12 protein-coding genes are annotated in these 13,010 nt (G+C 72.7%); 4 read left to right on the forward strand and 8 right to left on the reverse strand.

Going from position 1 to position 13,010, the window contains the following annotated elements:
- The 3 genes from GXP76_RS28715 to GXP76_RS28725 form a co-directional block, all read left to right on the forward strand.
- Positions 1-216: rodlin (locus GXP76_RS28715; protein ID WP_277993943.1), on the forward strand; the 216-nt coding region annotated here is incomplete at its 5' end.
- 276 nt (positions 217-492) lie between these two features.
- On the forward strand, positions 493-726 hold the full coding sequence (locus GXP76_RS28720) for a chaplin (RefSeq protein WP_242574531.1): 234 nt from the start codon (positions 493-495) through the stop codon (positions 724-726).
- 181 nt (positions 727-907) lie between these two features.
- Positions 908-1,834 (forward strand): chaplin, encoded by a 927-nt coding sequence (locus tag GXP76_RS28725; RefSeq protein ID WP_242574532.1) that lies wholly within the window; start codon positions 908-910, stop codon positions 1,832-1,834.
- Positions 1,835-1,873: 39 nt separating this feature from the next.
- Here GXP76_RS28725 and GXP76_RS28730 read toward each other — a convergent pair whose 3' ends face one another.
- A complete protein-coding gene (locus GXP76_RS28730) occupies positions 1,874-3,169 on the reverse strand; it encodes an FAD-dependent oxidoreductase (protein WP_242574533.1) in 1,296 nt (431 codons plus the stop codon).
- The gene (locus GXP76_RS28735; RefSeq protein WP_242574534.1) at positions 3,154-4,488 is read right to left on the reverse strand and encodes an ATP-grasp domain-containing protein; all 1,335 of its coding nucleotides are present in this window, start codon (positions 4,486-4,488) and stop codon (positions 3,154-3,156) included. Before GXP76_RS28735 ends, GXP76_RS28730 begins: the two co-directional genes overlap by 16 nt.
- A 148-nt stretch (positions 4,489-4,636) precedes the next feature.
- On the opposite strand from GXP76_RS28735, the gene GXP76_RS28740 reads away from it, so the two are divergent.
- Complete coding sequence (locus GXP76_RS28740) at positions 4,637-5,824, forward strand: glycoside hydrolase family 26 protein (protein ID WP_242574535.1); 1,188 nt, start codon at positions 4,637-4,639, stop codon at positions 5,822-5,824.
- 41 nt (positions 5,825-5,865) lie between these two features.
- Here GXP76_RS28740 and GXP76_RS28745 read toward each other — a convergent pair whose 3' ends face one another.
- The 6 genes from GXP76_RS28745 to GXP76_RS28770 all read right to left on the reverse strand — a co-directional run.
- Complete coding sequence (locus GXP76_RS28745) at positions 5,866-7,095, reverse strand: GNAT family N-acetyltransferase (protein ID WP_242574536.1); 1,230 nt, start codon at positions 7,093-7,095, stop codon at positions 5,866-5,868.
- Positions 7,095-7,757: a lipopolysaccharide biosynthesis protein gene (locus tag GXP76_RS28750; RefSeq protein WP_242574537.1), complete on the reverse strand. Its 663-nt coding sequence runs from the start codon at positions 7,755-7,757 to the stop codon at positions 7,095-7,097. The genes GXP76_RS28745 and GXP76_RS28750 overlap by 1 nt, the downstream gene beginning before the upstream one ends.
- A 7-nt stretch (positions 7,758-7,764) precedes the next feature.
- Positions 7,765-8,949, reverse strand: a complete 1,185-nt coding sequence (locus tag GXP76_RS28755) for a glycosyltransferase (protein ID WP_242574538.1) — start codon at positions 8,947-8,949, stop codon at positions 7,765-7,767.
- Positions 8,946-9,746 carry a polysaccharide deacetylase family protein gene (locus GXP76_RS28760; RefSeq protein WP_242574539.1) on the reverse strand — a complete coding sequence of 267 codons (801 nt, stop codon included), beginning with the start codon at positions 9,744-9,746 and terminating at the stop codon, positions 8,946-8,948. Before GXP76_RS28760 ends, GXP76_RS28755 begins: the two co-directional genes overlap by 4 nt.
- The gene (gene murJ / locus GXP76_RS28765; RefSeq protein WP_242574540.1) at positions 9,736-11,700 is read right to left on the reverse strand and encodes a murein biosynthesis integral membrane protein MurJ; all 1,965 of its coding nucleotides are present in this window, start codon (positions 11,698-11,700) and stop codon (positions 9,736-9,738) included. Before murJ ends, GXP76_RS28760 begins: the two co-directional genes overlap by 11 nt.
- On the reverse strand, positions 11,697-13,010 hold a 1,314-nt coding region (locus GXP76_RS28770), incomplete at its 5' end, for an O-antigen ligase (RefSeq protein WP_242574541.1). The genes GXP76_RS28770 and murJ, both read right to left, overlap by 4 nt.

Genomic DNA, 13,010 nt, shown 5'->3' on the forward strand with positions numbered 1-13,010 from the left:
TCGCTCAACAAGCCCTGCATCGGCCTGCCGGCGAAGATCAACGCCGGGTCCCTGCTGGGTGCCGCGCCGATCACGGTCCAGGACATCAACGTCCTGTCCTCCCCGCAGAACCAGCAGTGTGTCGAGAACTCCACCCAGGCGAAGGGCGACGAGCCCCTCTCGCACATCCTGGAGGACATCGCGCTCCTCTCGGCGAACGGTGCGGGCAACGGCTGACAGCCGCTGCCATGCGCGACGGGACTCCGGGCCGGCGAAGGTCGGCCGGGGCGAATTCGCTCCGGCCGACCTTCGTGTCACAAGAACGGTCCCGCACTTGCGGAAACATTATTTCTCGCGGCGATCGAGTGAACCAACAAACGCCATAAATCAGGGCAGTTTCCTCATAAGCGCGTACTCGTTGGAGTTCCAGCAACGGCGGTGCGGGCCGATAGAGCCGTGTTCGCGTGGCAGAAGAGCCGCGCGCGCGACCCCCGTTGTGGAAAGGGCTCAACCATGAATGGCAAGAAAGCCGCGACCGTCGTCGCTGGTGTACTCCTGGCCGTCGGTGCCGCTTCGCCGGCGATGGCCGACGCCGGCGCGGAAGGTGCCGCCGTGGGCTCCCCGGGCGTCCTGTCCGGCAACGTCGTCCAGATCCCCGTTCACGTTCCCGTCAACGCGTGCGGCAACAGCATCAACATCATCGGTCTGCTCAACCCCACCTTCGGCAACACCTGCATCAACGCCTGACGTTCCGACGTCCGACGTCTGACAGGCGCTGAAACGCCCTGAGGGCATCGGCCGGTCCCGAGGCGTACGGCGACACGCGCCTCGGGACCGGCCTCGGTCGACACCGCTCCCCCGGGACCGGGCCCCGTCGACACCGATACACCGACGCACCAGCGAGACACCGGCGATATCAGGAGAACAGATGCGAGAACTCATCGGCAAAGGACTGCTCACCGCCGCGGCGGCGTCGAGCGTGCTGACCATGAGCGGTGGGTACGCCCAGGCCACCGACAGCGGCGCCACCGCCGCCGGGTCCCCGGGGCTGCTGTCGGGCAACAGCGTCCAGGCGCCCGTCGAGATCCCGGTCAACGTGTGCGGCAACACGGTGAATCCCGTCGGTGTGGGCAACCCCGCCTTCGGCAACGGCTGCGGCAACTCCTCCGGTGCGCACGCGGCGCCCAAGCCCCACCAGGCCCCGCCCAAGCAGCACGACGGCCCGCGCGCCGAGCCCGCGGCCCACGGGGCGCACGGCCAGGCCCCGCACTCCGGCCCGCGGCGCACGGACCACGGCGACCAGGCCGGCTCGACGCACGGCGGCCACCAGGGGCACGGCAGCGGTTCGTCGCCCAAGGGCCACGGCCGCCACGCGGCCCCCGCGAGCCACGCCGGCCACAGCGGGTCGTCGGCCTCCGGCACGGCCCAGAACTCCCCGGGGCTGCTGTCCGGCAACCTCGTCCAGGCCCCGCTCGACATCCCGTTGAACGTCTGCGGCAACAGCGTCGACCTGGTCGGCGTGCTGAACCCGGCCTTCGGCAACTCCTGCGCCAACGGCGTCGACGGGAAGACCCCGGAAGCCCCGGTGCTCCCGCCGACCCCGGTCGACCCGCCCGACCCGACCGACCCGCGCGACCCGCCGAAGCCGCCCGGGGACCGCAACGTCGAGCCTCCGAACGTGCCCGTCCCCCACAACCCGCAGCACCCGCGTGACGTCCAGGAGGCCGGCGCCTTCGACCAGCTGGCCCGGACAGGCGCGGACATGAACCTGCTCGCCGGCGCCGCGGTCAGCGCCGGCCTGCTGCTCGGGGGCGGCATCCTCTACCGCCGCAACCGCCCCGGCGCGCGCGTCTAGGTCTGTCCCGGATCCGGTTCTGCCGGCCGGGCCCGTCCGTCAGAACCGCTCCAGCCAGTTCGTCTGCGCCGCGCCGGCCGGGAGAATCTCGCGGGGTTCTCCCGGCCGCGTATCCCGGGGCCCCGTTCCCAGCCGGCGCCGCACCCCGCGTACGACCCGGCCCGCCGTGTACGACGCGCCGAACACGAAGCGCATCGACGGGCCGAACGACGGCGCGCTCAGCAGACCGGTCACGAACAGACCGGGGTGCGAGGTCTCGAAGACGGTGTCCGTGTCGGGGGCGGCGCTCGCGCCCACGGTGCGCAGTCTGCGGCTCAGCCGCTCGTCGAGCAGCCCGAGCCGGTCCAGCCGCGGGGTGAAGCCGGTGGCGGCGATGACATGGTCCGTCATGACCGAGTCCACGGATCCGCGGGTGGAGACCAGTTCGAGCCGTACGCGGCCCCCGGCCGGGGCGGCCGCGGCGACGCTCTCGCCCAGCCGGGCCTCCACCGCGGGCTCGAACCGCCCGCGCAGCCACCAGGCGCCGGCCGGGCCGAGCGCCGAGGTGGAGACGCGGGCGCGCGTCGATGTGGGCAGCCGGTGGAAGAGACCGGGGGTCTGTGCGTAGAGCCAGTTCCGCCAGCCGCAGCCCAGCCCCGTGTGCGGGGCGCGGGCGGCATCGCCGAAGGGGCGTTCCAGGGGCGGCGGGAGGGTGTTCCAGTGCAGGTCGCGGGCGCGGGCGACCACGCGTACGGCCGTCCCCTGTTCGGCGAGGAGTGTCGCGGTCTCCAGCGCGGCCTGGCCCGCCCCGACGACCGTCACGTCCATCCCCTTGAAGCGCGTCAGGTCCGCGTGGTCGACGCTGTGCGACACCCGCTCGGGCGGCAGGACGCGGAGCGGGCCGGGGACGTCGGCGAAGGGCCGGACGCCGACGGCGAGCACCACCGTACGGGCGAGGAACGTCTCACCGCCGCCGCCGTCGCCGTCGTCGACGGTGACCTGGAACCCGCCGCCGGCGCGGGGCCGTACGGCGGTGACGGTCCGTTCCTCCACCGGAGGCGCCGCGTTGGCGGCGAACCAGAGGCCGTACGAGGCGAAGAATCCGACCGGCAGCGGGACTCCGTGCCGGGCCTGGACCCCCTTGGTGGTCGCGTAGGCGGCCAGCGAGAAGGCGCCCTTCGGGTCCGACAGGTTCGACGCCCACGGCTCCGACTTCAGGAACATGCCCGGAGGCATCCCGTCCCGCCAGGCGGCCATCGGCCTGCCGAACACACGTGGCTGGAGCCCGGCCGCCGCCGCGTGCGAGGCGATGGACAGCCCGTAAGGGCCCGCACCCACAACTACCAAGTCCTGCATAGGAGTTCACCGCTCTCTCGGTTCTGTTGACTTCTCTGGGGGCTGCTGGGGCGTGGGCCGCCGACGGCTCCGCCGCGCGCCGCGCGCCGGAGCCAGGCCGCGGTCATGGCGTACGCGGGGCGCGGGTCGTCCCGCGCGAACCACGCCGTCTCCGTGCCCCCCGCCCGGATCCGCGGGTCGGCCCCGGACCCCCGCGGCCGGCCACCGCGCCGGCGGCCGGCCGGGAAGAGCGGGGACATCAGGGACAGCAGCGCGTAGTTCTCGACCACGAACCTCCGGCCGTACACGGGGACCTGCGGCGGGACGGGGCGCCCGGTGAGATCCAGGTGCAGCGCGCGCACGACGTCCAGGCCCGACGCGTCGGTGAAGAGACGGAACTGGGCTCCGGGCCGCGGGTTGAAGTCGAGCAGGTGGTACGCGCCGGTGGCGGGGTCGAGCCGGAAGTCGAGATCGGCGATGCCCCGGTAGCCGAGCGCGGCGATCACCTCGCGCGCGAGCCGCTCCACGGCGGGGTTGGGCAGCCATCGGCCGACGGCCGTCAGCCCCGCCCCGACCGGCCACGACCGTTCCTTGCGTCCGGCCGCGCCCATCAGGAGGGTGCCGTCGCGACCGCCGCAGCCGTGGAAGAACCAGTCGAGGTCCCGGCCCGGCGGCAGCAGTTTCTGGAGCAGCAGCCGGCTTCCCGCCTCCGTACCGCGCGCGAACAGTTCCCGGGCCTCCCGGGGCGAGCGGACCACGACGGTGCTGCGCAGCCCGGACCCCTCGGGCAGCAGCCAGGGCCGGCTCCACTTGGCGACCACCGGCGGCCCGAGCGCCGACGCCGCCCGCGCGGCCTCCCCGGGGTCGCCGGGGACGACCGTGCGGGGGTGCGGCAGGCCGAGCGTGCCGCAGATCGCGGCCAGTTCCGCCTTGTCGGCGACCCGCTCCGGCAGCCCTGACGGCTGTTCGGGCAGGAGATAGCGCCCGGCCAGCCGGGGGCGCAGCCGGGCGGCCGAGATGGCGCTCCGGTCGTCGAGCGGGACGAGGACGGCGGGGGCGCCGAGCCGCTCCGAGATCCGCAGCAGCAGCCCGTGCAGTTTCTCGTCCTCGTGCGCGGCCGACCGGGGGCCCGCCGCGTCGTCCGGGGTCCGGTCGGGACGCGGATGCCCGCTGTGCAGATACCGGGATCCGGCGACCGGGCTCCGGAGCGACTCGATCACCGCGTGCACCGTGATTCCGGCCCGGCCGAGGGATCTGACGGCGCCGAGGGTTCCGTGGTGGAACGGATTCCGGTCGAGCCGCACCAGGACGGCGGGGACGGCACTGTCAAAGCTCACCACGGCGGTGTCCTTCATTTTCGATGACCCATGCGAGGGATGAAATTCACTAACGGTCCATCCGGACGGGCGACCGGATTCCCGAACGCCTTATTACAAATACTTTTGGATCAGTGCGACCCAGGAACGCGTCCCCTTATGAGGAGCACACATGCCCTATCGGCGCCGACGACTGATCAGCACCTGTCTGGGTGTCATCACGGCCGGCCTCCTTCTTTCAGGTTCCGTGCTGCCGACGGCGACCGACGCCGCCGGCTCCGACGCTTCCGCCAGTCCCGCATCACCAGAAGTCACGTCAACGGCGGCCGGCGCGTATCTCAATTACGGCCCCGACGGAATCCGCCGTATCGCCGAGATGCAGAAGTGGCTCGGCGGTACGGAGCTGCGGGTCGGGCACACCTATCTCCCGGGCGACCTCTGGTCCAACATCGAGGGCAGCCCGACCTTCCTGAGTGACTGGGCCACCTGGAAGAAGGCCGACGCCGACCGCATGCTCGTGCTCAACGTCCCCATGCTCGAACGCAACGAGGCCCGCGTTCCCGACATCCTCGTACGCGTGGAACTGCGCCGGGGCGCGCGCGGTGACTACGACCGGCACTTCAAGGTGCTGGCCGAGCGGCTCGTCTCGCTGGGTGTGCCGGACACCGTCCTCGTACTCGGCTGGGAGATGAACGGCACGACGTACACGCACCGCTGCGGCCCCGATCCGACGGCGTGGAAGGCGTACTGGAAGCGGATCGTCGACACCATGCGCGCGGTCCCGGGCCAGAAATTCCGTTTCGATTTCGCGCCGAACCGAGGAAAGGACGCCATCGCCTGGACCGATTGTTATCCGGGCGACGACGTCGTGGACATCATGGGAATGGACGCCTACGACCAGCCTTCGGGCGGGACGTTCGAGGAGCAGGTGAATGAGCCTTACGGGCTCCGTAAGCACGTGGAGTTCGCCGCCGAGCATGGAAAGGTTGTCTCCTATCCGGAGTGGGGCCTCTTCCGCAACGGCGACAACCCCACGTACATGCGGGGCATGCTGAAGTGGTTCGAGGAGCACCGGCCGCTGTATCAGACGCTCACGGATTACTGTCCGCACGGGGTGTGGCAGTGCGGTACGAATCCGCAGTCGTCGAAGGTGTTCCAATCCGCGATGTACGGGCTGAAGCCGGGGGCGTCGCCCGGGCCGAGCACTCCCGCGGTGCCCGTGCCCGAGACCAGCACCCCGGCGAACCCCGGTGCGCCCACCTCGAACTGCGCGCAATCGACGCTCAGTTCGTGGTTCGAGGCCCTCTTCGGCAAGAGGATGTGCCTCGGGGTCGGCAGCTGGGAGCGCTGGCTGACCTGACCTGACCGTCCTGTCGCGGCGGCGGCCGGGGCACTTCGGGGTCAGCCCTTGCCGTCGCCGCGGCGCGTCCGTTTCGCCAGGCCCGCCTTCATCGCCGGCAGCCGCTCGTTGACCAGGACGGCAGCCCGGTCGCGCGCGGCGGCCTGGGTGGCGACCAGCCGGAGCGACGGGGCGAGCAGCCCGCGCGCCATCAGCAGCCGCTGGTTGCGGACGGTCTCCGGGCGCCAGTGGTGCTTGTACGGCTCGTTGCCGCGCAGCATGCTCAGCGTCGAGCGCCCGTCGGCGCTGATCCGCCGGGCGCTCTCGCGCAGCAGCATCGTGGCGACGTCGACCTTCCGGTCGCGCAGCATCGGGTCGGCGCCGTACAGATAGCCGCCCCCGAGCCGGGGTGACATCAGCGTGAGGTCGGCGGCGACCACCTCGCCCGCGAGCAGGAATTCGGTGACCATCGCGTCGCCGTGCTCGACCATGGAGCGCACCGAGCGGGTCAGATGCGCCGAGAAGCGCGCGCTGAGGTGTTCCGTGGTGACGCCGCGTCCCTGCCACTGGAGCCGGTGCAGATGCAGGAGGCGTTCGACGGAGTTCGGGATCTCGCCGACGGGCACGACGCGCGCCTCGATGCCGAGCGAGTCGATCTTCCGGATCTTGGCCCTGGCGCGCTGGGCGCGCGACGACGAGAGGCGGCCGAGCAGTTCGTCCATGGGGACGGCGGGCAGTTCCAGACAGGACGAGTCCGCCAGCCGGTCGCGCGGACCGTCCCAGCACTCGTAGACACGTTCGACGGCGGCGCCGGGCCGTACCTCCCGCAGGTCGATCACGGCGCCGCGCGCGGCGACGGCGAGGGCCTTCGCGAGCGCCGGGGCCGCGCTGTCGGCGCAGTCGTCGTCGAGCAGGACGTCGGAGAAGTCGGAGATGCCGCCGCCGAGCTGGACCAGGACGGGCACCGGCCGGTGCGCCAGCATCAGCGGCGCCGCCGCGACGAGGGTGCCGCCACGGCGTACGAGAACGACGCGGAGCCGCCCGGGGGTGCCATACGACAGCCACCAGGAGTGCAGCCAGGCGTGGCTCTGGAACGGGGTGGCCGCGCCGGAGCGGCGGTGCAGCGCGGTCCACTCGGCCGCGAGCGCGCCGAAGCGGCCGGGGTCGCGGCAGATCTCCGACGTCAGTGGTGTGAAGGTGCCTCTTCCGGCGGGTGTGGCCGGGGCCGTGCGGGGGCGCACGAAGATCCGCCGGACAGGTCCTCGGTCGCGGGTGGTCGGTTCCGCCGCCATCACACGCTCTCCGTCTGCGGCACCGATGCCGTCGATGGACCGGGGACGGTCGCGTGCACCTCGTCGCGCCGGCGCTTGGGGCGGACCAGGACGACGAGTCCGCCGAGCAGTCCGCCCGCGGCGCCGCCGACGAGCGCGGCCAGCGGCACCGACGGGGAAACGGGGCTGGTGGGCTTGACCGCACGCGAGAACTGGACGACCCGTACGTTCGTACTGCCCTGCATCTGCGTGCCGTTGAGCACCAGCGAACGCGCGACGCCGTCGGCCATGCTAGCGGCCGTCTGCGCGCGGCTCGACGTGGCCGTCACCGAGATCATCGGGGCGTCGGGCGAGGTGACCGTGGTGACGTTCTCCTTGAGGACCTTGGAGGAGACCCCGGCCCACACCTGGGCGTCGCCCAAGGCGGCGACCTGTGAGGCGACCCGCCCGTAGGCCTGCGCGAAGCCCAGCGCGGCGGCCGGGTCCGTCTTGTCGGTCGGCACGACGAGCACATAGCTGGTGGCGGAGTACTGCGGGGTGCGGAGCATCCCGTACCCGCCGCCCGCGAGCGCCCCGATCAGGACGCAGACCGGCACGATCCAGAAGGACAGTGCCCTCGTCCTCGCCATGACGCGGCCGGGCCAGGTGCCCGCGCGGCGTGGACCGTTCATGTTGTCGATCATCACTCACTCACTCCTCGGGGGTGGCCGGGCGCCGGAGGGCGGGCTCGGACGAGCCGTTCCGGCGCAGGGCGCGGTCGTAGACGGACATCAGCTGTTCGGCACTGCGGGAGATGTCGTAATGGCGGGCCGCGGGTGGGACCGGCAGCCGGGGCGGGCCGTCTCCGGCCGCGAACCGCCCCTGTGCCGCGCTCAGTTCGGCGACGAGACCGTCGACCGATCCGGTGATCCGGCGGGCGGCGGGCGCCGCGTCGGCGGGCAGGTCCGTCAGGGCGGGGCAGGTGACGTACAGGACGGGCAGGCCGGCGGCCAGGCCCTCGATCACGGCGAGCCCGAAAGCCTCGTCCGCGGAGGTGGAGACGAAGAGGTCCATGGCGGCGAGCAGTGACGGCAGGTCAGGTCCGTTGCCGGCGGCGGGTTTCGGCGGCGGGTCCTCACACGGGCCGTGCAGCAGGACGCGGTCGGCGGCGCCCAGCTCCGCCGCCAGGTCTTTGAGCCGGTCGTGCTCGGGCCCTTCGCCGACGAGCAGGAGACGGGCGCCGGGCAGGGCGGCGACGGCCCTGACGAGGGTGTCGAAGCGCTTGCCCTCGCTGAGCCTGCCGATGCCGCCGACCACGAACGCCTCTGCGGGCAGGCCGAGTTCGGCCCGCGCCTTGAGCCGGGCCGTCTCGTCGTAGGCGAAGCGCGGCACGTCGATGCCGTTGGGCACGACATGGATACGGTCGCGGCGGACCCCCCAGCGGCGCAGCCGGTTCGCGACGGTCGTGGAGACGGCGACGGTCTCCGTACCGAGGCGTTCGCTGCCGAGGTAGAGGGCGCGGGCCCCGAGGGTCAGTGAGCGGCCCTCGATCTGGGTGGCGCCCAGCGAGTGCTCGGTGGCGACGACGGTGCGCACGCCCGCGAGGCGCGCGGCGAGGCGTCCGTACACACAGGCGCGGTAGAGGTGAGTGTGGACCAGGTCGTACCGGCCGTCCTTGATCAGCCCCGTCAGCCGGGGCAGCGCGCCGATGTCGCGGTTGCCTCTTATGTCGAGGTCCGTGACGGGAAAGCCGTCGGCGACGATGCCCCGTGCGACGGCGCCCGGGTTGGTGAGCGAGACGACGGCGCTCTGTGTGGGCAACCGGCCGAGCAGGAGCCGCAGTTGCTGTTCGGCGCCGCCGATGCCGAGGCCGGTGATGACGTGCAGTACCTTCATGCGCCGCCGCCCTCCGGTACGGTCGCGGGCCGCGAGCGCCCGCCGCCCGCCACCACGGACGGGTAGGGGCCGTACGGGACCGGCTCGCGGCGCCGGCTGTGCAGCGCGCGCTTCAGGAACAGCCGGGGAGCGTTGTCCTCCTGGCCGATGTGGATGCGCGGCAGGGCGAACAGGCCGGTGAGCGGGCCGGGGTCGATACCGACGGCGTACCGGTAACCGGCCTCCCGTACGGCGGCGACGGCGCGCCTGTCGACCGTGCCGTACGGGTAGCAGAAGCCGGTCACCTCGGCGCCCGTGATCGCGCTCAGCGCCTCCCGGCTGCCGCGTGTCTCCTCGGTCAGCAGCGCGTCGTCGGCCTTGGTGAGGTCGGTGTGGCGCAGTCCGTGCGAGCCGACCTCCATGCCCGCGGCGGCCGCCTCGCGGATGCCGTCCGCGGTGAGGAGGGGCTTGCGCGGGCCGAGGCGGTCCCATTCGTTGGTGCCGCCGAGGCGGCCGGGGAGCGCGTAGACGGTGGCGGTGAACTCGTAACGGTGCAGCAACGGCACGGCGTTCGTCAGGAAGTCGGCGTAGCCGTCGTCGAACGTGAGGCCGACGAGTCCGGTGTGGGTGCCCCGCGCGCGGGCGAGCAGCAGGCGCTCCATGCTCACGCCGGTGAGGCCACGGCGGCGCAGCCAGCGCAGTTGCCGGTCGAGCCGGCCGGGCGAGACGGTCACCTGGTAGGGGTCGTCGGTCGGGTCGGTGATCGAGTGGTACATGGCTGCCCACATGGGGCCGGCGGGCACCGTATCAGCGGACATCGATGAACCTTCCTGTGACGGAGCGGACGATGGAGTCGATCTCGGGTGCCTGGACGGCGCGGGCGATGACGAGGAACACGGCCGCGACCACCAGGCAGGCGACGGCCGCGGCCGGGACCGGTGAGGGGATGAGGGCGCCGCAGATCCAGCCGGCGCCGGTCGCGGACGCGGCGGCGGCGCTGAGTTTGACGAGCCCTCCGGTCATGTGGCGGACCCGCACCGGAACGCTGTGCCGGGCGACGCCGTTCAGCAGCAGTACGGCGGTGACGGTGATGCCCAGCGCGTTGCCCGCCGCGATACCGAGGACGCCCCAGACGCCGACGAGCAGTCCGCCGCCGACGGTGGTGAGGACGAGACCGAGGAACATGGCGAGGGCCGGGAACCACAGGGGACGCGCGGCGGAGAAGTAGCAGCGGACGAGGGCCCCGACGAGGGTGTGGCCGAGCAGCCCCAGTGCGTACACACGCATCACGGTGGCGGTGGCCGCCGTGTCCGCACGGTCGAAAGCGCCGCGCTGGAAGAGGATTTCGATGATCTGAGGGGCGCAGGCGACGACGGTCGCGGCGCCCACCAGCACGATGACACCGGCGAGTGCGAGGTCTCGCTCGACGCGTCGTCTGGCCCGGTCGGTCTCCCCCGCCGCCATGGCGCGGGCGACGACGGGGAAGGTGACCGTGCAGAGCATCAGGGACAGGACCATCGGCATCTGCGCGACCTTCTGCGCGTAGTTGAGATGCGAGATGGCGCCGGCGGGCAGGGGCGCGGCGAGGAAGCGTTCGATGAGGACCTGGGACTGACGGGTGAGGGCGAAGACGATGACGGGGGCCAGCAGTCCGAGGGCGACGAGCGGCCGGGCGCCGCCGCCGGGCCTGTCCCCGGGCGGCTGCTCGTCGGTCCGCTGCTCCTCGGCCGGCTGCTCGTCGCCGGGTTCGTTCCGCTGCTCCGGGGCGTACTCCGGCGCGTGCTCACGGGTCTGCTCCGCCGTCGCGCGGCGCCGGCGCAGTTTCCGCCAGACGACCGGGGCCTGGACGAGGACCATCAGGACCCCGCCGATGGCGACCCCGGCCGCCGCCGCCCGCACTCCGAGCCGCTCGCTGAGGAACAGGATCGTGGCGATGATGCCGATGTTGTACGCGACGTAGATCATCGCGGGCGGTACGAAGCTGCCGTGCGCCCGCAACGCGGCGCTGCAGTATCCGGCGATACCGAAGCTGAAGGCGCAGGTCGCCGTCAACCGGGTGCAGTCGACGGCCAGTCGGGTGTCCGGCAGGCCGGGGGCGAGCACGGCGACGACCCATGGCGCCGCGAGCATCAGCAGGACGGCGCCCGCGCTGAGGACGAGCAGCAGACCCGGCAGGGTCGTACGCAGCAGGGCGTGCACGGGATCGCGGTCGAGGAGTGGCCGGTCCTTGGCCCGGCGCGCGAGCGCGAGGCTGAAGGCGGGCACCAGGATGAGCGCCATCGCGTCCTCGATGAGCAGCGTCGACGCGACTTCGGGGACGGTCCAGGCGACGAGGAACGCGTCGGTGTCGGGGCCCGCGCCGTAGAGGTGGGCGATGGTCTGGTCGCGTACGAGACCGAGCAGCGCGCCGGCGGCGGTGAGGAGGGCGGTCAGCAGGGCGGCGCGGGCGAGGAAGCGGTTGGAGAGGTGGCCGCCGCGGCTGCCCGTATCCGTCTTCTCCGGACCGGCGCTCTCCGGACCGGCGCTCTCCGGACCGGCGCTCTCCGGACCGGTCTCCGCCTGAGCGGTGTTCTCCTGAGCGGTGTTCTCCGCCAGCGAGGTCGCGGTGTCCGCGAGCGGTGGCGGTGGGGGCGGCGGCCGTCGGCCGGGGACCGCGGCCCCGTTGGGCGGCGTGGTCTTCGCAGTCGTCGCGCTGTCCGTGTTGTCCGTGCTGTCCGTACCCTCCGTGGTCTTCGCCGTCGGGGACTGTGTCGCGTCCGTCAGATCGGTCACGCGGCACCCGGTCCCCGGTCGGCCCGCCGGTCGAGCGCCCACCAGGCCGCCAGACCGAGCACGACGGCGGTGAGCACCGTGGACGGCCCGCCGATGTCCGCGTAGCCGAAGTCCACCAGTTGCCAGACCAGCAGTCCGACGGCGACGAGCGCGCAGTCGGCGCCGGTGCGTCCACGGCGTGCGCCGGGCAGTCGCCGCAGGGCGAGCACCAGCAGCGCCGCCCAGCTCCCGGCGAGGGCCAGCAGGCCGATGATTCCCTGCTCACTGAGGACCAGCAGATACATGTTGTGCGGGGAGAGCAGCGGCTGGCGCCGGAATGCCATCCCCGCGCCGGCCGTGTCGCTGCCCGACGACAACGCGATCGAGGAGTGGCTGTCGCGGTGGGCGGGGAAGGCCTTCAGCCCGACGCCGGTGACCGGATCGGTGCGCCACATCCCGCCCGCCGCCGCCCACATCGTGTACCGGTCGGTGACCGACCGGTCGGGTGTCTCGGTGACCTCGGTGATGCTGCCGAGCCGTTCGGAGACCATCTGCGAGCCGATGCCGAATCCGCCGACGAGTACGACGCCGAGCGCCGCCGTCACGAGCGCGACCCGGGCCGCGCGGCGCGGCCCGGAGAGCACGAGTTGCAGCGTGACGGCCGCGACCGTCGCGATCCACGCCCCGCGGCTGAAGGAGACCACGAGCGGCAGGAAGAGCAGTGCGGCGCAGCAGAGCGCGGCGGCGCGCTGTCCGCGCGGCACCTGCCGCGCGCCGTCCGGACCGCTCTCCGCTCCCGCGCCCAGGGCCAGTCCGACGGCGGCGACCAGACCGTACGACACGATGGTGGCCATGCCCATGACGTCGGTGGGACCGAAGGTGCCGACGGCGCGGATGTCCTCGCCCATGTACGAGGCGCCGGTGCCGGTCAGGTACTGGACGACGCCGATGAGCCCCTGCACCAGCGCGAGGACCACCATCGCCCAGGCGACGAGCCGGAAGTCCCGGCGGTGTCTGATCAGCAGGAGCAGGGCGCCGGGCACCAGCACGAAGATCTGGAGGTAGCGCGCCACGCCCGGCAGGCTGGAGGCGGGGTCGGCGGAGGTGATCGCGGCGACGCAGACGCCGAAGACGGGAAGTCCCAGTACCAGCGCGGCCGTTCGGGTCAGCGGCCGGGCGCGCTCGCGCATCGCCCGTACCACGCAGAAGACGACCAGCAGCGCGGACGCGGCGTCGGCCACCGTCCCGGTACCGGCGGATCCGTCACCGGCTGTGCCCTCCACCGGGACGGCGAGGAGCGCGACGACGGTGAGGACCGGCAGCAGGGGGGC

It is taken from the genome of Streptomyces sp. NP-1717, from assembly GCF_022695985.1.
In the GTDB taxonomy this organism is placed as follows: Bacteria; Actinomycetota; Actinomycetes; order Streptomycetales; family Streptomycetaceae; genus Streptomyces.

Coding starts and splice junctions, on each gene's coding strand:
- GXP76_RS28720 (WP_242574531.1), top strand. CDS start 493: ATGAATGGCAAGAAAGCCGCGACCGTCGTCGCTGGTGTACTCCTGGCC.
- GXP76_RS28725 (WP_242574532.1), top strand. CDS start 908: ATGCGAGAACTCATCGGCAAAGGACTGCTCACCGCCGCGGCGGCGTCG.
- GXP76_RS28730 (WP_242574533.1), bottom strand. CDS start 3,169: ATGCAGGACTTGGTAGTTGTGGGTGCGGGCCCTTACGGGCTGTCCATC.
- GXP76_RS28740 (WP_242574535.1), top strand. CDS start 4,637: ATGCCCTATCGGCGCCGACGACTGATCAGCACCTGTCTGGGTGTCATC.
- GXP76_RS28745 (WP_242574536.1), bottom strand. CDS start 7,095: ATGGCGGCGGAACCGACCACCCGCGACCGAGGACCTGTCCGGCGGATC.
- GXP76_RS28750 (WP_242574537.1), bottom strand. CDS start 7,757: ATGATCGACAACATGAACGGTCCACGCCGCGCGGGCACCTGGCCCGGC.
- GXP76_RS28755 (WP_242574538.1), bottom strand. CDS start 8,949: ATGAAGGTACTGCACGTCATCACCGGCCTCGGCATCGGCGGCGCCGAA.
- GXP76_RS28760 (WP_242574539.1), bottom strand. CDS start 9,746: ATGTCCGCTGATACGGTGCCCGCCGGCCCCATGTGGGCAGCCATGTAC.